The organism is Glutamicibacter nicotianae, from assembly GCF_002797775.1.
Lineage (GTDB): Bacteria > Actinomycetota > Actinomycetes > Actinomycetales > Micrococcaceae > Glutamicibacter > Glutamicibacter nicotianae.
This window is the reverse complement of record NZ_PGEY01000001.1, coordinates 329668-351590: the sequence shown is the minus strand read 5'-3', so window position 1 is coordinate 351590 and position 21923 is coordinate 329668. Positions and strand designations below refer to the sequence as shown.

Here is a 21923-nt window from a genome sequence, read left to right as displayed (position 1 = left end):
CTCCCTTGCCAGTGGCATACTTTAGCCATGGCCGTCTACTTTGAATGCGTTACGCAAGCCAACCTCAGCCCTGCTGAGCTCTTCGAGAAATCGTTGAGCATCGACGCGCATACCGGTTCGATGGCCGATTCGCAGGAGCAGGCAGTGGCTGGGGTGACCAGCGGAACCATTGGCCTGGGCCAGCACGTAACCTGGCGGGCCAAGCATTTTGGCATTCCCATCCGGATGACCTCCACGATTTCCGTCGTGGATGCCCCGCGCAGCTTCACCGACCAGCAGCTGCGCGGACCGTTCAAGTCCTTCCACCACGTCCATGAATTCCATGCAATGGACCACGGGACGTTGATGGTCGACAAGATCCAATTCAGTGCCCCGCTTGGTCCATTGGGGTGGCTGGCCGAACGGCTCGTCCTCGGCTGGTACCTGCCCAAGCTCATCCGGATCCGCAATGACTACCTGGTCGCGGAGCAAACCTGACTCTGCAGAATGGGAGCACCGGAACTGCTTGTACAGTGGACTAGTCGCATAGTCGTCAGCAACCCGCTAACCAGATGAAGGCCAATGACCCGAATGCAGCAGACCTCGCAAGCCAACGCCCCGACCACAGTGCGGAAATTCGCTCTGGTGGTTTCCCACCTGCTCTCCCCTATCATCTTGGCTACCGTGCTGCTGCTGGCCACTCCATGGCGGGATGCTTCGGTGCGCTTCAGCGAGTCGGTCACCGCGGCCCTGTTCACCACGATTATTCCGTGGCTGATCCTGGCCGGCGCGAAACTGCGTGGCAAGGTCACCGACATGCACGTGACCGTAAGGCATCAGCGGCATTGGATCTACGCCTATACCGCCGGATTGATCCTCTGCGGCCTGCTCGTACTGCGGCTCATGGACGCCGGGACGCGGATGTACCTCGAAGTGCTCAGCATCCTGCTGGGATTGGCAGTCGTCGCTGTGATCAATATGTGGTGGAAGGTCTCGGTGCACCTGGCCGTGGGCACCTACGTGATCTTGCAGGTGGCCGGGCAGTTGAACGAGCTGATGCCGCTGGTGGTGTTCTTCATTGCGGTGCTGTCCTGGGCACGCATCCGCAGTTTCCAGCACACCGCCACACAAGTGTGTGGCGGTGTCGCCGTGGGCATTGCCATCCACTATGCGCATGAGTGGATGGCAGCCGTTCTGCTTTAAGCGCCAGGCTCCGTGAGCTTAGCCGGGTCCACCAATCCGGCGTACTGCCAGCCCGGATTGCTGATGGGCCGGCCAACCTGGCATCCTGCTTCCTCGGCAATCAGCGCGCCGGCGGCCCAGTCATACTCCTGGGTGCCGTATTCGGCGTAGGCGTCCAAAGACCCCTCGGCCACGAGGCACAAATCCAGCGCAGCCGAGCCGAGCCGGCGCACATTTACATAGTCCTCAAGCATCGTCCCGAGCACCTGGGCTTGGAACTGCCGGCGCTCGGAATCATAGCCGAAGCCGGTGGCCAGGATCCTGGTTTCCGATTCAACCGGGCCGCTGAGCTGCGTGAGCTTTCCGGAACGCAGGTCGAGTTTCCATGCGCCCAGTCCCTTCCCGGCAAAGTACTCCACCTGCAAGGCAGGGGCGACGATGGCCGCGGCCACCCAGGTCTCGCTGCCATCATCGTTGCGCTGGCAGACGCCCACCGACGAGCAATAATAGGCAATGCTGCGCACGAAGTTCGTGGTGCCATCCAGCGGATCAATGCTCCAGCGCAGACCGCTAGGATGCGCCGGCTTGGCGCTGGGATATTCTTCGCCGGTCAACTCGTCGTTGGGCCGGGAGGTCACAATGGCATCGCGAATCGCTTCCTCGGCAGCCCGGTCGAAGTCGGTGACCCAGTCCCCTGCCGCCGACTTGTCGGTGAGGTTGAACTGCGATTCGTCGCGGCGGCCAAGTACTTCAGCGCCGGCGGCGGCAGCCCGGCGGGCCACCATCACCAGCGGATCGTGGGTTACTGCGCGGTCCATATCTAGCCTTCCGTTGGTGCGGCGAGTGCTGCCTTGCGTGCTGCTTCCGGTCCTTGCTCCAGCAGGATGCCGAATCCGGCTTCGTCCAGTACCGGAACGCCCAGGGACTGGGCCTTGTCCAACTTCGACCCGGCTGATTCGCCGGCCACCAGGAAGTCGGTCTTCTTCGAGACACTGCCCGTGGCCTTGCCACCACGGACAATGATCGCTTCCTTGGCGGTATCCCGGGAATAGTTCTCCAGGGTACCGGTCACCACGATGGCCAGGCCTTCGAGGTTCTTGGTGATGTTCGCATCCTGCTCGTCTTCCATCTGCACGCCGGAGGCCTGCCAGGAGGAGACGATCTCACGGTGCCAATCCACCGCGAACCAGTCAACCAGCGCTTCGGCGATGATGGTGCCAACCGAATCGATCTCGGCCAGTTCCGCCACCGCGTTGCCCGAGTCCAGGACCTCAAGCAGTGCATCCATGGAGCCGTAGCGGGTGGCAATGGCCCGCGAGGCGTTCGGGCCGACGTGGCGGATGGACAGGGCTACCAGCACCCGCCACAGCGGGTTGCCCTTGGCCTTCTCCAGCTCATCAAGCAGCTTCAGTGTGCTCTTGGTCGGCACCGAAGGCTTTTTGGCGGTGGCCTTGGAATAGAAGTACGGGACGAGCTCGTACTTGCCGGTGCCCTCCCCCTTGGAGCGCTTTTCCCGCCAGACCTTGACTTCTCCAAGCTCGTCGAGCTTGTCCTTGAGGTTGAACAGGTCAGCCTCGTTCTTCAGCGGGCCGGGTCCGGCGGGCAGGATGACGCCGCCCTGGGTGGCCGGGTCCTCGCCCGGACCGCTGGTCAGGGCAGCTGCCGCTTCGTAGCCGAGGGCTTCGATGTCCAGTGCACTGCGTCCGGCAAGGTAGGCCACGCGCTCGGTGAGCTGTGCCGGGCAGGATTCGGCGTTGAGGCAACGGATATCCACGTCGCCTTCCTTGGCCGGGGCCAGCGGCTGCCCGCAGGAAGGGCATTCGGTGGGCATGACGAAATCACGAAGGTCCACGTTGCCATCGCGCAGCGGAAGCACCGGGCCGACAATCTCCGGGATGACGTCTCCAGCCTTGCGCAAGATGACGGTGTCGCCGATTTTGACGTTTTTCGCCTTGACGACTTCCTGGTTGTGCAGGGTCGCGCGCGCGACGGTGGAGCCGGCGACGAGGACTGGTTCCATCACGCCGAAGGGGGTCACGCGGCCGGTGCGGCCCACCTGGACCTGGATGTCCAGCAGCTTGGTGTGCACTTCTTCGGGCGGGTACTTGTAGGCGACGGCCCAGCGCGGAACCCGCGAGGTGTAGCCCAGCTGTTCCTGGGTGGCCAGGTCATCGACCTTGATGACAATGCCATCGATGTCGTGGATCAAATCATGGCGCTTCTCGCCGTGCTCGGCGATGTAGTCCTTGGCTTCCTGGCGGCTGCCGACCACACGGCCGTACGGAGAGACCGGCAGGCCCCAGCCGCGCATCAGCTCATAGGCCTGGGACTGCTCGGTCAGGTTGAAATCGCGGCTGCGGCCCAGGCCATGCACGAACATGCGCAGCGGACGCTTGGCGGTCTGCCCCGGATCCTTCTGGCGCAAGGACCCGGCGGCCGCGTTGCGCGGGTTGGCCAGCGGCGCCTTGCCCTGGGCAATCAGTGCCTCATTGAACTTGTTGAAGTCCTCGGTGGCGATGAAGACTTCGCCGCGGACTTCGAATTCCGCAGGCCAGCCGGAGCCGGACAGCTGTTGCGGGATATCGCTGATGGTCAGCGCGTTGTGGGTCACGTCTTCTCCGGTGGTGCCGTCCCCGCGGGTGGCCGCGCGAACCAGCTTGCCCTCGCGGTAGGTCAGGTTCAGTGCCAGGCCGTCGATTTTGACTTCGCACAGCCATTGGACCGGGGTCTGCGGGTGCAGGCGTTCGGCGTTGGCCTGGGCACGCTCCAGCCACGCGTCGAGTTCATCAAGCGAGAAAACGTCTTCCAGCGAGTACATCCGGCTGGCGTGGGTGACCGATGCGAAGGCGGCGGAGGCTTCGCCACCGACTTCCTGGGTGGGCGAGTCCTGTCCAGCAAGGATGGGATAGGTCGCCTCGAGCAGCTGGAGCTCCTGGAATAACGCGTCGTATTCCGCGTCGGAGACCAGCGGAGCATCATTTTGGTAATAGGCCTCGCGGTGGGCGCGGATCTGCTCGACCAGCTGTTCATAGCGGGTCTTGTCGGCTTCCGGCGGTACGTTGGCGGTCTCGACTGGTGCTGCGTCTTTTTCACTCACGTATTCAATTGTGCCCCACCGGCGGACTGTTTAGCTGGCTTGGAGCCCTAGTTCCCAGGTGCGTCCGCTGTTGCGGGTTCGGCTGCCAGCACGTCAATCACGATCACTGCGATGTTGTCCCGGCCGCCGGCTTCCAGCGCAGCCGCAGTGAGAATCCGGGCCGCTTCGGTGCGGTCCTTGTAGTTCACCAGCAGGGTCTGCAAAATGTCTTCGGTCAATTCGCCGGAGAGCCCGTCGCTGCACAGCATGTAGCGGTCGCCGATGCGTGGCTGCAGGACGGTGACGTCCGGCTGGCTTTCGGCGCCTGCGCCCAGGGCGCGGGTAATCAGATTCCGGTGCGGATGGTTGCGGGCTTCCAGCTCGGTGATCTGCCCGGCATCCACCATTTCCTGCACCGCCGAGTGGTCGCGGGTCAGCTGCTGCAGCGCACCGTCGCGCAGCCGGTAGCCGCGCGAGTCTCCCACGTTGACCAGCAGCAGGCTCGGGACTTCCTCGGTGGCCACCGGCAGCGGCGCGGTAGCCGGGGCCAGGTTGGCGCGGTGGTTCTCCAGCATTTGCGGAGTGATCTTGGAAATCACGTCGGTATTCTGCGTCATTGCGAAGCTGGAGGTCCACGGTGGCACGGCGGCCAGTGGTGCGGTTACGCTGTCCCGGCCCTTGCTGGGGGTCTTGATCTGCACCAGGGCGCACAGGGTGGTGCCGCCGCGCGATTCAAGCGCTTCGCGGATGCGGTCATCGGCCAGCTGCACCTGCCGCTGGACATCCGGCACCGAGGGCAGTTTCCGCACCGAGGTCTTATTGGCGAAGGTGCAGATTTCTTCCATGGTTTCCACCGCAAGCTGGCTGGCCACCTCGCCGGCTTCATGCCCGCCCATGCCGTCGGCAACCGCGTACACGATGTCGTGCATCAGGATACGGTCCTGGTTCTGCGAGCGCTTGCGTCCCACGTCCGTCAGGCCCGCCGCGGCGAGGATGAAGGGAACCGGGGCTGGTTCATTAGCCATCAGTCAATCACCAGTCCTGCTCCCTCGCCTGCCGAGAGTTCGTAGGGTTGGATATCCCCGAAGCCGCGCACCGCGGTAATTTCCTGGGCGGTGAGCACGAAGCGTGCATCATTGCGCAGCGTATTCGCGGTAATCGCATCGGTCAGCACGGTGCCGGGCTCGGCCAGCGAGGTCAGCCGGGCCGCCATGTTCACCGTCGGTCCGTAGATATCGCCCAGGCGCGAGAGCAGCCGGCCCCAGACCACCGCTCCGCGGGTTTGCGGGAAGAGCTCGTCCTTGGCCAGCTCGCGCGAGAGGGACAGCGCGATCTGTGCGCCGGCCTGCGGGGTTTCTGCCACGTAGAGCACTTCATCGCCGATGGTCTTGACCAGGCGGCCGCCGCCCACGGAAATGATTTCCGCGCACTTGGCCTCGAAACGCTGGACCAGCTGGGCCAGCGTGCGCTCATTCATGCGCCGCGACAGCGAGGTGTAGGAGACCAGGTCGGCGAAGCCCACCGCACGGGCCAGCGGCAACGGGGTGCCGCCATCGTCCTCGCCGCGGTCCTGGTTGTAGGCGGCCACGCCGGTTTCCACGCGCAAGGCCATGCGGTGCACGGCGGAGTTCAGCTGGCGGCGCCACGAGTAGAGCAGCAGGTCCTCGATGGCGGGGATGATTTCAGGCAGCAGGCTGAAAAGCTGGCGGCGGGCTTGGCGGTCGGACAGGTTCTGGTTGGCGATCATGTCCTCGACCAGGGCCTCGATTTGCCAGACCACCATGCGGTCGGTCATCTGGCCGACCGAACGCATCAGCGAGATGGCGGTTTCCTCGGTCAGCGTGCCTTCGCGGACCATGCCCACCATGGTGCCCAGGGCTTTCTTGTCGGCCTCGGTGAAGAACACTTCGTCATCGCTGAGTTCCGGGAAGCCCATGGCGCGCCACAGCTTGCGTGCCGAGTGCAGGGAGACCCCTGCCTCGGAGGCGACTTCGCGTCGGCGGAATTCGCGCTGGCCGCCGATGAGCCGTTTTTCCAGCGAGGCGACGGTGTCGCGGACAGCCTCGGGGGTGTGGGCCGGAATGCGCAGCGGGCCTTCCATGGCCTCGGCAAGTTCGAGAATTGGATCCGATTCGGCGGGGGTTGCCGCGGGAGCGTGCTGGCGGGCGCCACGGACAGCCTCGGCGGCGGACTGCGGAGAGTCTGCCCGAGGTGTGTTGGTGTGCTCGGTGCTCATGCCCCCATGCCCTCACTGTTCGTCGTTTCGGTGTGCGCCATACTCTGGCTGCTGCGCAGGTTCGCCATCGCCTCCATGGCCAGGGAACGGAAATACTGTACCGAGGGCACATGCGAGAGCCGCACGTATCCCTGGTTCAGCACGATATCCAAGGTTCCCGCACGCGTCATGGCATTTTTCGCCTTGCTGTGCGCGACCAGGTCGCGAACTGTAAATAATCCTACAGATTGCAGCTTGCCGTCGTTATACGTCGGCCGGAACATGATCCGCTCGGTAGTCAGCACGATGCGGCTGCGCAGCCACCGGGCCCAGGGAATCACGCTCCAGATGAGCACCAGCGCGGCCCAAAGGACTACCGCAACGATCATCCACACATTTGCATTGGAAGCCAGCCAGTCCGAGAGATCATCCCGGGAAAGATAGCCAAGCGAAAACGTGCACAGTGCGGTCAAGACGAGGAAGGCTCCCACGGGCTGGCGCAGCACTCGGGAATGCTCACGAGTTTTGATGATCACTCGTTCCCTTTCATGCAGCGGCAACTTCATCGTGTTGTTCCTCGTCCCTCCTGTTCCCGGCTGAGTGCTTCGGTCGTCTCTTCCAATACTAGTCCCGGGCCAATACCCAAGCCGGGTTAGGCATACTTTCCGTCGGCGCGCCGCACGTGGTGCACGTCGCCTGCCAGCACATGTTCACGCTGCCCGGTGCCGTGTTCCAGCACCAGCGAGCCATCGGTGCCCAGCTCTATGGCAGTGCCCACCAGCGTGGACCCGTCAGGGAATTCCACACGCACGTCATGTCCCAGCGTGGCCAGCTTGGCGCTGACCAGCTGGTGCAAGGATTTCCCGTTGTTTCCAGGCAACGGCATCTGCGCCATGCCGCCGACTTGGCGGAATCCCCGGTCCAAAGCCGCAAATTGCTTCAGGTACTCAGCCAGCAATTCGGTGCGGTTCAGGTTCTTCGCACCGGCCAACCGCAGGGATGTCGCGGTAGCCACCGGAAGTTCCTCCCGGCTCTGGTTCACATTGATTCCGGTCCCGACCACCACGCCATAGCCGTTGCCGGCAGGAACCATTTGCGCCAGGATGCCGCAGACTTTCTGCTCGCCAGCCAAGAGGTCGTTGGGCCATTTGATGCCCAGTGGAACGCCGCAGGTATTCTCGGCCGCCCGGCTCCAGGCCAGCGCCGCCAGCATGGTGTACCAGGAGAGGGATTCGGGAGGGAAGCCAGGTCCGGGCACGGCCAGGACGCTGACGGTGAGGGAAGATCCTGCCGGGGTCACCCATTCACGGCCCAAGCGCCCCTTGCCGCCCTGCTGGTGCTCGGTGTAGTACACGCTGAGATGTCCGGCCTCTCCGGTGCTGGCCAGTTGCGCCAGCTCGGTATTCGTAGAACCGGAGGTTGGCTTGAGATTGACCAGCCCCAAATCCAACGGGGCGGTGAGCTCATTGAAGATCCGGGAATCGAGAACAGCGCGGTCGGTGCCATACGGGTTTTCCATATCTCCAACCCTATGGCACCGGCCGTCCATTATTCCCTGTTTTACCCCGCTTGACTGCCTACAGGAAGATGTCCTGGACCAGCGGGATCTGCGGGTTCAGGGTGTACTTCTCCAGATCCGTCTCCCCGGCCAAGGTCAGCACCTGGCCGTCGGTGAAGAAATTGCCGCTGACGCCCGCGGGCGGGCTGGCAAGAATTGCCATGGCCGCGTCTGCCACGACCGAAGCGTCGCGTGCGCCCTGGACCATTTTCTGCCCGCCCGGCAGGTTGCGGATTGCTGCGGTGTCGATCAAGGTTTCAGGCCAGAGCGAGTTCACCCCGATGCTGTCTTCCTTCAGCTCCTCAGCGAGCCCAAGGGTGGTCAGCGACATCCCGTACTTGGCCATGGTGTAGGCCAGGTGCTGCCCTGCCCACTTGGGGTCCAGGTTCAGTGGCGGGGAGAGGGTCAGGATATGGGCATGCTCGGAAGCGCGCAGGTACGGGAGCGCGGTCTTGGACAGCAGGAAGGTGCCTCGGACGTTGATGTCCTGCATCAGGTCGTAGCGCTTCATATCGACCTGGTCGGTCTTGGCCAGGTTGATGGCCGAGGCGTTGTTGACCACGATGTCGATGCCGCCGAATTTTGCCACCGCTTCCTCCACGGCGCGCTGCACGTCGGCGTCCACGCGGACATCGCCGACAACGGCCAAGCCCTGGCCGCCGGCTTCCTCAATCTGCGCAACGGCGGTATGGATGGTCCCTTCCAGCGTCGGGTGAGGCGTATCGGTCTTGGAGAGCAGAACCACGTTGGCCCCTTGCCGGGCTGCGGCCAACGCGATGGCCAGGCCGATGCCGCGGCTGCCCCCGCTCATCAGGATGGTGCGGTTCTTCAGGTTGCCGGGAACGGGCGCGATAAGAGTGCGCGATTCAGTAGTCATGTGATACAGATTACGCGATGATCCGCCACTAAGCTACCGTTCAGTAACTTATTCTGGCGTGCCACGCACCAGATATCGGGCCATTTTGTAAGATTCCTACAACCGAAAGAGCTGTTTCCCCAGCTAGACTGGCTTGGATGGCATTTTTCTTGTGCCATTCCTACACATTGAAGACAACTCAAGGGAGTCGAAGGCATGACGCAGGGCAGAACTGAGGCAGCCGAGTCAATCGACCTGTCCACCACCGCCGGAAAGCTTGCTGAGTTCCGCCGCCGCCAGAAGCTCGCTGAAGCGCCAAGCGGCGAAGCGGCGATCGAAAAGCAGCACTCCCGCGGCAAGCACACTGCCCGCGAACGCATTGAAATGCTCATGGACGAAGACTCATTCGTCGAGTTCGACGCACTTGCAGTCCACCGCTCCACCGCCTTCGGCATGGAGAAGAAGAAGCCATTGGGCGATGGCCTGGTCTCCGGCTACGGCACCGTGGATGGCCGCCTGGTGGCCGTCTACTCGCAGGACTTCACCGTTTACGGCGGCTCGCTGTCCCAGGTCAACGGCGAGAAAATCGTCAAGGTCCAGGAATTCGCGCTGCGCAACGGCTGCCCGGTAGTCGGCATCCTCGATGGCGGCGGTGCCCGCATCCAGGAGGGCGTCGCGTCCCTGGCCATGTTCGCTGATATCTTCCGCAACAATGTCCACGCCTCGGGCGTTGTCCCGCAGATCTCGCTGATCATGGGCCCATCGGCCGGCGGCGCCGCCTACTCCCCCGCGCTGACCGACTACGTGATCATGGTCGACAAGACCAGCCACATGTTCATCACCGGCCCGGACGTCATCAAGACGGTGACCGGCGAGGAAATCGACATGGAAACCCTGGGCGGCGCCCGCCAGCACAACGCCAATACCGGTACCGCCACCTACCTTGCCTCCGATGAGGAAGACGCTGTGGAGTTCTGCAAGGAACTGCTGGACTTCCTCCCGTCCTCCAACCTCTCGGATCCGCTGATTGCCGAATTCGATGAAGAACTGGATATCACCGCCGAGGACCTGGAGCTCGATACGCTCATCCCGGATTCGGCAAACCAGCCTTATGACATGCGCACCGTGATCGAGTCGGTTGTCGATGATGAGCACTTCTTCGAGATGCAGTCGCTCTACGCACCCAACGTGATGATTGGCTACGCCCGCATCGAAGGCCGCACCGTGGGCATTGTCGCCAACCAGCCAATGCAGTTCGCCGGCACCTTGGACATTGCCGCCTCCGAAAAGGCCGCCCGCTTCGTGCGCAACTGCGACGCCTTCAACATCCCGATCCTCACCTTCGTGGACGTGCCGGGCTTCCTGCCGGGCAAGGACCAGGAGTTCCAGGGCATCATCCGCCGCGGTGCAAAGCTGCTTTACGCCTACGCCGAGGCCACCGTGCCGAAGCTGACCGTGATCACCCGCAAGGCCTACGGCGGAGCGTACATCGTGATGGGCTCGAAGAAGCTGGGCGCAGACCTGAATCTGGCTTGGCCTACCGCGCAGATCGGCGTGATGGGTGCCCAGGGCGCGGTGAACATCCTCTACCGCCGCGATCTGGCCGCGGTGGAAGCCGAAGGCGGAAACGTCGAGGCCCGCCGCAAGCAGATCATCGACAACTACGAGGCCGAACTGCTCAACCCCTACCAGGCCGCTGAGCTGGGCTACGTGGATGCGGTCATCGCCCCGAGCGAGACCCGCTTCCAGCTGGTTCGCGGTCTGCGCGCGCTGCGCGAGAAGCATGCGACCCTGCCTCCGAAGAAGCACGGCAACATCCCGCTGTAAGCGGCAGATCCTGCCCGACCAGTACCCACCAGAACCACAAAGGAGCACGCCGATGGACCAGAACAGCGCCTTGCCTGTTGCCCCGCAGATCCGCGTCGCCAAGGGAAACCCGAGTGACGAGGAATTGGCGGTGGTCACCGCATTGCTCGCTGCCATGGGCAACGCTCCCGCGCCTGCACCGCAGGTCGCAGAGCCCAAGAAGCGCGTAGATCGGATTCGCCGGCGCCGCGCACTCGTTCCGCGTTTAGGCTGGACCATCGGACGCCGCTGAGCATTCCAAAGGCCAATGTGCTGAACAATTCCGCAGGGAATCGTCCAGCCCATTGGCCTTTGGCGTACCAGCCGGGAACCTAGTCTTCGTCGGGTACTTCGGAATCCAAGATGGCCAAATCGGCACGGGTGACCAGATGCGAACTCACGGCGTGCTCCACCAGCCGGGCGCGACGGTTGGTGGCCAGTTTTCCGGGTCCCCCGCGCAGTCCGGCAACGCCCGCCTTATCCAATTTGTCGCACACGTTATCGAGTTTGCGATTGAACTTCGTAATTCCCCACCCCAGCCGTGCGGCAGCCGCCGCGCTGGTGGGAATCGAGCTCAGCCCGGTGCCTTCGCGGCGCAGCATCGGCTCAGCCAAGACCACTACCAGCGCCCGCTGGGCACTGGTCAGCAGCACCGGCCCAATGGTGGTTTCTCCGCAGGCATCGTATTCCAGGTAGTCCTGGCGGAATGCCGGCTGCGCGACATGAATAGACAGCTCATAGGTGGTGGGACCGGCAGTGAACACCACGCCCACCCGGTTGAGCACCAGCGGCAGGCTCGACTCCGGCGACAGCCAGGCTTGCAGGCCGCCGGTTCGATCCGCAATGGTCGCGGTCAGCCGGCTGCCCACGTTGTTGAGCCACCACAGCCCGCTGTGCTTGCTAATCGTCAAGAAGTGCCGGTGCAAGTACGGATTGTCGTCGATTGCGAGGTCGCCTTCACGTCCGATGGTGAAGGGCTTGCCGTCCTGGACAGGATAGTACTGCCCGCAGTACTCGATAGTTACTTCACTCATCGCTTATGCCTACCTTGCTTAACCTGCGCCGGTGCAGAACCGTGCTCCATCCGAGATACGTCCATCATCGCGCACGAGCTTGACCTCGATACAAGTTTGCCCGCCTTCGCCGATGTCGGTAGTCGCGCTGGGAGACTTCGTCTGCTTGAACTCTCCCGTTTCCGTTGCGGTAATGGGAGCCCAACGGTAATGGTCATCCTTATTCGGTTCCGGGTTGGACCAGCGGAAGGTTACCGTTTCTCCCACCGTAGAGTACTCGAAATTATCCACCTTGGGGACGGTGCCGCCAACTAGTGCGTCCTTGGGACCGTCGGTGGCGGTAATGGGCGGGCCGGTACGCTGCGCGGCTTCCTGCTCCGGCAAGAACATGTTTGCAATGAAGGCGCCGCCAACCAAGATGAACAGCACTATGCCCACCGCGATGAATACCTTCGGCAGGCTCTGGCGTTGCTTCGGCTCTGCCGGCTTGGCCGATGGCGTTCCGGATTCGTCTTGCGCTTTATCTTCTGGGTTCGGAGCCGGCGCAGGTTCCTTCGGCATGTGCAGCCGCGGTATCGGCGCTGACGGTCGTACCCGCCGTGCCTGTTGCCCGGGAACGGAGGAAATCATCGGTGCAGAAGGCAGCGGACGCTGCACGTCGCTGATCGAAATGACATTGCGGACGCGCGTGCTTTCACCGTCCTCCTCCTCAGCCGCTTCGGCAGGTTCTTCGATAACCTCAAAAGGAGTGACCGAGAAGCCCAACTCGATCTGGATTCGCTGCAGGGAGCGGGCGAATTCGGCGGCCGAGCCGAATCGCGAAGCCGGGTTCTTCGCCATGGCTACCGACAACGCCTGGTTCAGCGACTCGGGAACGTCAAGCCGCTCCAACGGCTTCAATGGAGAATTGCAGATCCGCTCAATGAGCACTGGCTGCGCATTATCCTGTCCCGGCCGGACGAACGGCGAATGCCCTGCCAGAACTGTATAGATCGTGGCACCGAGCGAGTATACGTCCATGCGCACGCCCGGAGGCGTGTCGCCGCTGAACGCTTCCGGGGCGGACCATGGCACCGACAGCCCTGCGGTGTGCGATCCGATGGTTCCCGAGATGCCGAAGTCGGTCAGGGCCGGCCGGTTGTAGTCAGTAGTCAGCACGTTTCCCGGCTTGATGTCTCGATGCACGATGCCCGCTAGATGCGCGGTATGGACCGCTGAGCACAATTGGATGGCCAAGGTCAGCGTTTCATCGATGCTCAAGACACCGCGGCGGTAACGGGCATCCAAGGAAGGCCGGGAGCAATACTCCATGGCCAGATAGGAACGTCCGTCATCGGTGATCTCCGCTTGGTAGATCGTGACGATATAAGGATGGGTGGACAGCTGGGCCATCAAATTGGCCTCGGCCTCGAAACGTTGGCGGGCTTCCTCATCACTGACATCAGCCAGCAGCACCTTGACCGCCACCTTGCGGTTGGGCCGGTGCTGCTCGTAAAGATAGACATCGGAGAATCCGCCGGTACCCAGTGGCTTGACGTACGCGAATCCCGGTATTTGCGGTGCCGGAGCTGGCGCGCGCTTTGGACTCACGGCAGATCCTCGAAGCGGATGCTGACGCCATCACCCAAGTCAGCGACGTCGCCGTTGATCAGCATGATCTCCTGGTGGCGGGACAGGCGCCGTGGCCGCTGCCCTTCGCGCAGCAGCACGGTGCCATTGGTCGCACCAAGGTCCACCAGTTGCACATGCCATCCCTCCACACGCACGTGCAGGTGCGAACGGGAGATGTCGCCGCTGGGGCTTTCAACCTTCAGCAGGCGGGGTTCGCTGTCGGATTTGACGGCTCCTGCGCTTGGCTGGCGTCCGAGAACCACCGAGCGGTTCAGCTCGTGGGCGTATTCGCGGGTACCGCCGTGGTCGCTGACAATCATGCGGCCCATGGCAGGCTTGCGAACCTGCTGCGCCTGGGCGGTCAATCGCTCGCCGCATTGCCTGCACGTCGACGCGGTGGGTGGATTGGAGTGCCGCTTGGAGCAAGAACGCGCCAGGATGAATTCATTCAGGGACACCGAACTTTCTGTACCGTCCTTGGCATCCAACCCTGATGAAGGCCTGGATTTCGGAACACTGGAGCCGCGGATGATCGTGTGCTCGTCGTCAGCTGGTTCGGCGGGAGGCGCAGCGATGGCAGGACCTGCCGGACGGGGCTTGATAATCGTGTCCTGGTCATCGCCCTGGCCGGTATCGTAAACGGTCTCTGCCGCACCTCTGGCTCCGAGCAGCTGCCCGGCAAGCGAGAGTTCCTCCGAGAAAACTTCCTGCTCGTATTGCGCTGGATCCTGGGTTGCTTCTGAGTCAAAGGTCCGGTCGTCCTCGGCATCCTTTGCCGATGCCTTGACTAGCGTGGCCTCATCGGCCGCCTTGGCAGCGTCGGCTGCCCGTGCCAGCACATCAGCTGGGCCCTTGGGATCTGCAGCTTCCTTGGCTGGTGCAGCGTTCGGTGCAGCAGCAGGCTTGGCCGCCGCCGGTGCCGTGTCCTTTGCTGGCGGGGCAGATGACTTGGCAGTAGCCGGTGCTGGATTCTTCGCTGGCGTTGCATCCGACTTGGCAGCCGCTGGTGCAGGATTCTTTGCTGGCGCCTCAGTTGGTTTGGCCGCATCAGATGCGGAAGCAGCCTTAGCCGGAGCAGAAGCTGGCTTGGCCGCAGCCGGTGCCGGGTCCTTTGCTGGCGCCTCAGCTGGTTTGGCCGCATCAGACGCAGAAGCAGCCTTAGCCGGAGCAGAAGCTGGCTTGGCCGCAGCCGGTGCCGGATCCTTTGCCGGCTCCGCTGCCGGCTTAGCCGTGGCAGGCGCAGGGGTCTTGACCGCAGCAGGCTTAGCCGCGGCAGGCGCAGGGGTCTTTGACGAGGCAACAGCCGGCTTGGCAGCATCTGTCGCAGGGGCAGACTTAGCTTCGGAAGGCGCAGGAGTTTTTGCCTGAGCTACCGCAGGTTTTGCAGCATCGGATGCTGCAGCGGGCTTAGCCGCAGCAGGAGCCGGAGCCTTCGCCGGATCAGCGGCAGGCTTGGCATCAGCCGGTGCAGGGGCTTTAGCCGGTGCCGGGGCTTTAGCCGCGGCTGGAGTCTTTTCTGCAGCGGTGGGGTCCTCTCCTGCGGCCCATTCCAGCTGCGATACGCGTACGATGCCTTCGCCAATTGGCAGCGCGAATGTGGCTTCGGCTTTCGCCGAACCGGTGCTCAGCGTCCACGACTTCGACTCCCCCAGCTTGCGTTCGGCCCAGGTGGCGATGCCTGCGCCGCTCACCTTCTCCTCGCCGGAGGCAGTCCGGGCGATGAATTCCGGGGCACCGCGCAGGATCAGATGCGGTGCGCTGTCACGGGAGATCAGAGCGAAGTTCGGCAGGTCGGCAATGTTCATCTGGTACATCGGCAACAGCTCCGAGAGCAGTGCTTCCACCGTGGTCTTCCCATTGAGCTTGGCCCACAGGCCATTGACCTGTTCTGCGCTCGCGCTGGAAGGAAGGAGGACAATGTGCTGGCCATTGACCAGGGCGTACCAGTCTCCGGGAAGGTAACGCAGGCTGTTCATGATTTCTCCTCTTGGTGGCTCGTAGTCGATATGCGCGGAATAGTAATGCCAACATCATCGGGGTGCCCATGCTCCACATCGGCAACGATCACGCTGATATTATCGCGTCCCCCGGCATCCAGGGCCGCTTGGACCAGTTCTTCGGAAGCTTGCTGGGGATCCGGGAACCGCGCAAGGATTTCCTGGATTGCGGCATCGCCGACTTCGCTGCTCAGACCGTCTGAGCAGACCAGGATGCGCTCCTGCCCTGCCAGCGGCACCAGCCAGTAGTCCGGTTGGCTGTTGGCGTTGATCCCCAGGGCGCGGGTGATCACATGCCGGCGTGGATAGGTGGCTGCCTGCTCGGCGTCCAGCTCTCCGATATCCATCAATTCCTGCACTTCGGAGTGATCTACGCTGACTTGTTGCAGCACTCCCTGGGTCCACAAGTAGGTGCGCGAATCGCCGACATTGAACACCAGCAGCTGGGGTTCTTCCGCCCGCCCGCTGGCGGCGCCTGCATCAATCAGCACGGCCCCGGCCAGGGTGGTGCCGGCTCGACCCGAGCCCGCCGCCACGATGCTGCGATCAGCTTCGACCAGCAGGGTATCCAAGGTCTCCGGATCCAGCTGCGCGCCGGCATCCATGAATCCATCGCCAAGGATCTTGAGGCACAGGGCGCTGGCTATTTCGCCTGCTTCATGCCCGCCCATGCCGTCGGCAATGGCCAGCAGCCGTTCAGAGGCCAGCAAGCTGTCCTCGTTCAGGGCGCGGCGCAGTCCACGGTCAGTTGCCTGGCCGTGGCTGAATCTGAGGCTTGCCCCAGGGTTGAGATCTGTCACGGACGTTCCACCTGGAAATAGCGGTCGCCAAAGTACACGGTATGGCCAATCATTGCCTGCTCCGGCTTGCCCGGAACAAGTTCGCGCACGTTCCCGTCCTCGTCGACAATGCACGAGCCGTTGCCCGAATCCCGGTCGGTCACCCAGACGCTGCCAACGCCTGGCTGGATCAGCAGATGCGTTTTGGAGACCGTGCGGTCCGGATCATCCAGTGCAACCAGGTGGACACCCACATCGCCATCCGAGTACGAGGGGTTGCGCCCGATCAGGATGCTGCCGGCCAGGTCGAGGCACTGGCTATCGTCGAAGAGCAGATGCACGGCATCCGGGGATTGCGGACGAATTTGCGTATGACCGAGGTCTTCATCCGGATCAGCTGCGGCCTCGGTGGAGGGAACCTCAACGATCTTCGCTTCCGGCTTGGGCCGTGCGGAGGGACGGGGACGAACCGATTCCTGCGCTTCGGGGGCAGCAGCGCGCACAGCACCTGGCACCGAATCGATGACTCCACCAGAAGTGCCCTGCGCATCGTCCGGCTCCCCCACAAAGCGCCGGCCCGGAGCATACTGCTGCGGAGGCGCGAAGGACTGCGGCCCTGCGGCGCCCCCGGTGGTCAGCGGGTCACGTCCAGCCTTGATATCCAGCACCAGCGTCCCGGCCACCTTGTCATGCCACCCCTGCTTCTTGCCGTTCGCATCGAAGCGATTGGAGATGACCATCAGCACCGATCCAAGAATCGGGACGATGCCTGCCACAGCAATCAGCAAGCGGCGGATGATGGTTTTGCCCCAGCCCGGGCGCTCGCCCTTGAGGGTGGTGGTGCGCAGCCCGAGGAGCACATTGCCCAGGGTCTTGCCCGAGGTAGCTTCCCACCACCACAAGAACACCGTGTAGGCCAGTGCGAGGACGCTGTACAGGATATATGTTCCGGCGATTTCGCCCGCAAGCTGCGGAGCGCTCAGCGGGGTCACCATCTTGGAGGCGATGATCGGCAGGAAAATCACCGACAGGACCAGCACCGGCAGGAAGTCGAACAGCCATGCGAGCAGCCTCTGGGTAGTTCGGGCATCGACCAGATCCATCTTTACCGCCATGGCTTCCTCCGGTTTTTCTGTTGCAGTATTCGTGCCGTCTTGGCTGTCTTCGCAGCCAGCTCATGTATCAGGGATCGTGGGGAGTACTTCACGCGCATCTTGCCGAAGAATCCCAGCGGTTCCTGCATCTTCCGGGTATGCGCAATGACATCTTCCCAATACTTCCGCACCTGTTCCTCGGTCGGCTGCTCATGGGAGAAGTTCGCCGCGTCCGCACGCTGCGCCAGGGAGCGCACCGGATCGGACAGCGCCGGGAAGCCGGCGGCCAGCACGCTCGCGCTTTCCCGCCGGGTCGCGCCGTTGGCCGTAGCGATACGGTGATCCGTGGCATGGCTGAGCAGTTCCTGCCAGCCGCCGCTCATGCGGTCCCCTGTGCTGCCGGACTTCGCCCGCTTTTCGCGGCGGCGCAGCTTCAGCAGGGCAATCAGCAGCAGCGGCGAAAGCAGGAGCAGCAGCGACCCCAGCGAAATGCCGACAACGATGATGACCTGCCCCCAGCGCTCCCAGAAGGTTTCAGGTTCCTCTTCCACTTCCTGCGGCTCCGGTGCAGTTTGCGGCGGCAAGTCGGCTTCTTCCTGCGCCGGCGGCGGAGGCTGCAGCACCTGCGGCTGCGGCACGGCCTTGGGTTCCTGTTCCGGAGGGGTCGGCTGCTCATCCTCGTTGGGCGTCGGGTTGAAAGCAACCCAGCCTACATCTTCAAAGGCGATCTCCACCCAGGCGTGGACATCGGAGCCCTTGATTTCGACTGCCTTTTCAGGCGCGTATTCCTCGGGATAGAAGCCCATGACCACGCGCGCGGGAATCCCCTGCTCGCGGGCCATCAGCGCCATCGCAACAGCATACTGCTCGTCATCGCCAATCATCTGCTCGGCATCGAGCAGGCTGGTGATGCGTCCCGCGCCGTGCCCGGACAGCGAGGGCACCTGTCCCTCGGTGCCGTTGGAGAAGAACCCGGTTCCGGAGAGCATCGCTTCGATGCTCCGCACACGCTCCAGGTCCCCGCGGCCCGATCCGGTGAATTCAGCGGCTTTTGCTCCCGCTATGGCTGGCACATTGGCCAGCTCAGGCATGCGGAACTGCGCCAAGTCCAGTTCGTTGAGCTGCTCATCGCTGGGCTTGGCCGGGAACAGCACCTTGGCCGTGTAGGCATCGCCCTCCGCCAGCCCGATGGAGCTCAGCGCGCTCTCGGAGGAATCGCTGTAGAACAGCGAACGGGCCAGTTCATCTTCACGCCCGCCGGTCAGTTCCATGCCCAGCAGCTTGCCACCGGACGGAACCCACACGCCTTGATAGTCCTTGATCGAGAATTCAAGCTCGGCGGCTTCGCGGCCTTCCACCGTGTCGGCCGAACGGATATCGCTGGCATCGCCCACCGGGGCGAAACTGCCACCCGCGGACGGATCCACGTTGATGACCATGCCGTTGTAGGAATCCAGGGCGGCCAGGCGGATGCGCTCGTCCTTGGGCAGGCCCTTGACGGTCATCAGGGTGTCGTCAGCCATCGTTTTCACATATTTGCGGAAACGCGTCAGGGGGCTTGGGTAGTCATAGAGGTCCACCGGCGGTTCCAATGCATCGCGCAGCACCTGGCGCGGGGTTTCCGGGGCCAGCAGCGGCGTGGCCGCCGCGGTCGCGACGCCGGCACCGGCCAGCACCAGGGTTCCGGCAATCACGCGGCGCAGCAGCAGCTGCTTGGAACCCTGGGAGTCAAGCTGCTCGTGGTTCAGCGAACTGAATCCGCCGGAAACACTCGTATCGATGAAGCGCCGCCAGGCAAGCCAGCCGACCAGCACCGCGATGAAGGCGACGCCGCGGGCGACGGGCATCGGCACATCGCGGGTGCCGAAGACAATGCCGAGCACGAACATTGCCAATAGCGGCAGCAGCGTCCAATACGGCGAGCGCAAATGCCAGGCGGCCAAGCCGGCCAGCAGCGCAGTGAGCAGCGCGGACAGGAAGGCCACTATCAGCACGCCCCCGTGTGAACCTACAGGTGGCGCCACGGTAAGCATGTCTTTCCAGCTGAAGACCAGGCCGGTCAGCAAGGTGCGCAGGGATTGGCCGGTGGGCAGGAGGCCAAAGGCTGCCTCGCGCGGGGTCGCCAACGGCGTGCCAAGCACGAGGTACAGCAGCGCGAACAGGCCCAGGGTCCGCCAGGTGCCCAGCTTGAAATGCACATTGGCCCAGGCCAAGGCCAGGCCGGCAACCAGTCCGCCAACGGCAGCGAGGATGAAGTTCAGGCTCGCGCCGTAGGCTTCCAGCAGACCCAGCGCGCCAAGCACCATGGCCAGGGCGAGGCAGGCCGCGTCGACGCCATAGCGCCAGAGCGGAATCGTCTGTTTCATGCCACGGCCTTTCGCAGCATCACGCCGAGTTCTTCCAGCTTGCCGAGGCTCAATACGGTCAGCTCGCCAATATTCGAGCGCGAAGGTTCAATCCCGGTTTCGCAGCGGATGGCGATGGCGCGCACGCCGGCCGGCACGTGCATCCATGCCTCGCGCAGCGATTTGGCGCTGGTTCTGGTGCCGGTGAGGAAGAAAATCACCGAGGCGCCGGGCACCGTGCCAGCGGTGTGGCGCACCACGTCCACCAGGTTCTCGCGCTGGCCGGTGGCCGCCTCGATGCGGGTCAGCCCGTCCATCATCTGCCGGCCGCTGCCGGTGCGCACCGGGCCCTGCTGGGTCAGGATGGCCAGCTTGCGCTGTTCGGCCACGGCTTGCTGGCCGATGGAGGCCGCCACCGAGATGGCCAATTCGAAATCCTCCTCGGCGTGCGCCTCGGCGTACTCGTCCAGGTTGGTGCTCAGCGACAGGGCCAGGTGCGAGCGCCGGGTCTCTTCGAACTGGCGGACCATCAGCTCGCCGGTGCGGGCCGTGGATTTCCAGTGGATGTGCCGGCGGTCATCTCCCGACTGGTATTCGCGCAGTGCGTGGAAGGACACGTCGGAATTAGAGAGGTCGGAGGTGGGCATGCCTTCCAGATCACGGATGAACCCGGCCGAGGAGCCATCCAACGCGGTGGTGCGCGGATGGATGAACAGCTCGTAGCTTTCGGTCCATTTCACCTGCCGGCGCAGGATCGCAAAGGGGTCCTGGCGGACCGAGCGGACCGGGCCCACATCGAGCACCTGGCGGCGCTGGGTGGGGATGGTGAACAGGTCCTCATGCGTTTGCTGCGGTTCCAGACGCGGGATCCGGAACTGGGCGGCGCCGTGGCCCACCGGAAGTTCCATCATCACCGGTGCCGAGCTGCGCGAAGCCTTGTTGGCTACCTGCATGGCTCCCACGGCGCGGTCCCCCACGGCCACGCGGGTGCGGTGCAGATCCAGGTCGACGCTGAAGTCGTTGCGACCCAGGACGAAACCCACCGAGGCGAGCAGCAGCACGGTGGCCATGAAGGCACCCAGCAGGGCTTCCTGCCAGCCGAAGCTGGCGCCCAGGATCCACAACAGCACCGCGGTGCCCAGCAGCACGAAACCCAGCGGGGAGATGACCGTGGCGATCGGTGCGAGGTACCGGGTGGACAGTTCCCTGGCCCGTGCCGTGGCAGGGTCCAGGTAGTCGCGCAGCACCGCCATGGCCTCGCTGGCCATGGTCAGCGACTTCTCGGCCCCGCGATTCAGCTTGCTGTTCCGTGCAGGACGCTTAGCTCGTCGGCTCATTAATGCTCGTCCTGGTCCTTGCTCTCGGCTTCGGCGGAGTCCTCGTCGCCACGGCGGGTCGGAGCCGGGACCTTGCGCAGCACCGAGGCGATGACCTGCTCGGCGGTGGTGCCGGTGAACTCGGCTTCCGGGTCAAGCACCAGGCGGTGGGTGAAGACATGCGGCGCCAATTCCTTGATGTCATCGGGCAGCACGTAGTTGCGGCCCTGGCTGGCGGCCCAGACCTTGGCCGCGCGCACCATCGCCAGGGCGCCGCGCACCGAGACGCCCAGACGGGTGTCGGCGGAGTCGCGGGTCGCTTCGCACAGGGCTGCAACGTATTCCAGCACGGCGGTGTCCACGTGCACGGTGGTGGCCAGCTCGGCCATTTCCACCACTGCTTCGGTGGTGATGATGGCGTTCAGCGCGGCCGAGCGGTCGCGCTGGGTGCTGCCCGAGAGCAGCGCCACGGTGGCCTCGCGGTCGGGGTAGCCGATGGAGGTCTTGATCAGGAAGCGGTCCAGCTGCGCTTCGGGCAGCCGGTAGGTGCCTGCCTGCTCGATCGGGTTCTGGGTGGCGATGACCATGAACGGGCGGGCCTGCGGGTAGGTGGTGCCATCGACGGTCACCCGGCCTTCTTCCATGACTTCCAGCAGCGCCGACTGGGTCTTGGGCGAGGCGCGGTTGATCTCGTCGGCCAGCACGAGGTTGGCGAAGATCGGCCCGTGGTGGAAGTCGAATTGGCCGCTGCGCTGGTCGTAGATGGTGATGCCGGTGACGTCCGAGGGCAGCAGGTCCGGGGTGAACTGGATGCGCGAGTTGCTGCCGCGCACGGTGGCGGCCAGCGAACGGGCCAGCATGGTCTTGCCGGTGCCCGGTGCGTCTTCGAGCAGCACGTGCCCTTCGCTGAGCATGGCGGTGAGCACCAGCTTGATGGTCTGCTCCTTGCCCAGCACGGACTGGCCGACGTTGGACACCAATTTGGCGAAGGTATCGCAGAACCAGTTGGCCTGCTCGGTGCTCATGGTCATGGCAGTGTTTGTTCTTTCTGTACGTC

19 protein-coding genes are annotated in these 21923 nt (G+C 63.8%); 4 read left to right on the top strand and 15 right to left on the bottom strand.

Annotated features, from left to right (window positions below):
• The first annotated feature begins 27 nt into the window (after positions 1-27).
• Positions 28-477, top strand: a complete 450-nt coding sequence (locus tag ATK23_RS01530; RefSeq protein ID WP_066139587.1) for an SRPBCC family protein — start codon at positions 28-30, stop codon at positions 475-477.
• An 84-nt stretch (positions 478-561) separates the two neighbouring features.
• Positions 562-1182 carry a hypothetical protein gene (locus tag ATK23_RS01525; RefSeq protein WP_066139589.1) on the top strand — a complete coding sequence of 207 codons (621 nt, stop codon included), beginning with the start codon at positions 562-564 and terminating at the stop codon, positions 1180-1182.
• Here ATK23_RS01525 and ATK23_RS01520 read toward each other — a convergent pair.
• The 7 genes from ATK23_RS01520 to ATK23_RS01490 all read right to left on the bottom strand — a co-directional run bounded on the left by ATK23_RS01520 (position 1179) and on the right by ATK23_RS01490 (position 8887).
• A complete protein-coding gene (locus ATK23_RS01520) occupies positions 1179-1979 on the bottom strand; it encodes an inositol monophosphatase family protein (protein ID WP_066139592.1) in 801 nt (266 codons plus the stop codon). The genes ATK23_RS01525 and ATK23_RS01520 overlap by 4 nt on opposite strands.
• A 2-nt stretch (positions 1980-1981) precedes the next feature.
• Positions 1982-4258, bottom strand: a complete 2277-nt coding sequence (gene ligA / locus ATK23_RS01515; protein WP_245858271.1) for an NAD-dependent DNA ligase LigA — start codon at positions 4256-4258, stop codon at positions 1982-1984.
• A gap of 47 nt (positions 4259-4305) precedes the next feature.
• Positions 4306-5262: a PP2C family protein-serine/threonine phosphatase gene (locus ATK23_RS01510; protein ID WP_066139597.1), complete on the bottom strand. Its 957-nt coding sequence runs from the start codon at positions 5260-5262 to the stop codon at positions 4306-4308.
• Positions 5262-6473 (bottom strand): adenylate/guanylate cyclase domain-containing protein, encoded by a 1212-nt coding sequence (locus tag ATK23_RS01505; protein WP_038989813.1) that lies wholly within the window; start codon positions 6471-6473, stop codon positions 5262-5264. Before ATK23_RS01505 ends, ATK23_RS01510 begins: the two co-directional genes overlap by 1 nt.
• Positions 6470-7018: a hypothetical protein gene (locus ATK23_RS01500; protein WP_066139600.1), complete on the bottom strand. Its 549-nt coding sequence runs from the start codon at positions 7016-7018 to the stop codon at positions 6470-6472. The genes ATK23_RS01505 and ATK23_RS01500 overlap by 4 nt, the downstream gene beginning before the upstream one ends.
• An 86-nt stretch (positions 7019-7104) precedes the next feature.
• A complete protein-coding gene (locus ATK23_RS01495) occupies positions 7105-7971 on the bottom strand; it encodes a biotin--[acetyl-CoA-carboxylase] ligase (RefSeq protein ID WP_066139603.1) in 867 nt (288 codons plus the stop codon).
• Positions 7972-8029: 58 nt separating this feature from the next.
• Positions 8030-8887 (bottom strand): SDR family oxidoreductase, encoded by an 858-nt coding sequence (locus ATK23_RS01490; RefSeq protein ID WP_066139606.1) that lies wholly within the window; start codon positions 8885-8887, stop codon positions 8030-8032.
• Positions 8888-9082: 195 nt separating this feature from the next.
• Here ATK23_RS01490 and ATK23_RS01485 point away from each other — a divergent pair, with 195 nt between their 5' ends.
• Positions 9083-10693 carry an acyl-CoA carboxylase subunit beta gene (locus tag ATK23_RS01485; protein WP_066139607.1) on the top strand — a complete coding sequence of 537 codons (1611 nt, stop codon included), beginning with the start codon at positions 9083-9085 and terminating at the stop codon, positions 10691-10693.
• A gap of 52 nt (positions 10694-10745) precedes the next feature.
• Positions 10746-10964, top strand: a complete 219-nt coding sequence (locus ATK23_RS16180) for an acyl-CoA carboxylase subunit epsilon (protein WP_066139610.1) — start codon at positions 10746-10748, stop codon at positions 10962-10964.
• 79 nt (positions 10965-11043) lie between these two features.
• Here the strand turns inward: ATK23_RS16180 and ATK23_RS01475 are convergent, their stop codons facing one another.
• Genes ATK23_RS01475 through ATK23_RS01440 form a run of 8 tightly spaced genes read right to left on the bottom strand, consistent with a single transcriptional unit; the run spans position 11044 to position 21897 of the window.
• Complete coding sequence (locus tag ATK23_RS01475; protein ID WP_038989819.1) at positions 11044-11745, bottom strand: FHA domain-containing protein; 702 nt, start codon at positions 11743-11745, stop codon at positions 11044-11046.
• Between the two features lie 18 nt (positions 11746-11763).
• On the bottom strand, positions 11764-13314 hold the full coding sequence (locus ATK23_RS01470) for a serine/threonine-protein kinase (protein ID WP_066139613.1): 1551 nt from the start codon (positions 13312-13314) through the stop codon (positions 11764-11766).
• Entirely contained in the window at positions 13311-15311 is a 2001-nt protein-coding gene (locus ATK23_RS01465) for an FHA domain-containing protein (RefSeq protein ID WP_066139618.1), read from the bottom strand. Before ATK23_RS01465 ends, ATK23_RS01470 begins: the two co-directional genes overlap by 4 nt.
• The gene (locus ATK23_RS01460) at positions 15308-16132 is read right to left on the bottom strand and encodes a PP2C family protein-serine/threonine phosphatase (protein ID WP_066139623.1); all 825 of its coding nucleotides are present in this window, start codon (positions 16130-16132) and stop codon (positions 15308-15310) included. The genes ATK23_RS01465 and ATK23_RS01460 overlap by 4 nt, the downstream gene beginning before the upstream one ends.
• A complete protein-coding gene (locus ATK23_RS01455; protein WP_083515500.1) occupies positions 16129-17226 on the bottom strand; it encodes an RDD family protein in 1098 nt (365 codons plus the stop codon). The genes ATK23_RS01460 and ATK23_RS01455 overlap by 4 nt, the downstream gene beginning before the upstream one ends.
• Positions 17217-19571, bottom strand: coding sequence for a DUF4129 domain-containing transglutaminase family protein (locus tag ATK23_RS01450; RefSeq protein WP_066139629.1), 2355 nt, complete (start codon positions 19569-19571; stop codon positions 17217-17219). Before ATK23_RS01450 ends, ATK23_RS01455 begins: the two co-directional genes overlap by 10 nt.
• Positions 19568-20887, bottom strand: coding sequence for a DUF58 domain-containing protein (locus ATK23_RS01445; protein ID WP_038989824.1), 1320 nt, complete (start codon positions 20885-20887; stop codon positions 19568-19570). Before ATK23_RS01445 ends, ATK23_RS01450 begins: the two co-directional genes overlap by 4 nt.
• Complete coding sequence (locus tag ATK23_RS01440) at positions 20887-21897, bottom strand: AAA family ATPase (RefSeq protein WP_038989825.1); 1011 nt, start codon at positions 21895-21897, stop codon at positions 20887-20889. The genes ATK23_RS01445 and ATK23_RS01440 overlap by 1 nt, the downstream gene beginning before the upstream one ends.
• Between the last annotated feature and the right edge of the window lie 26 nt (positions 21898-21923).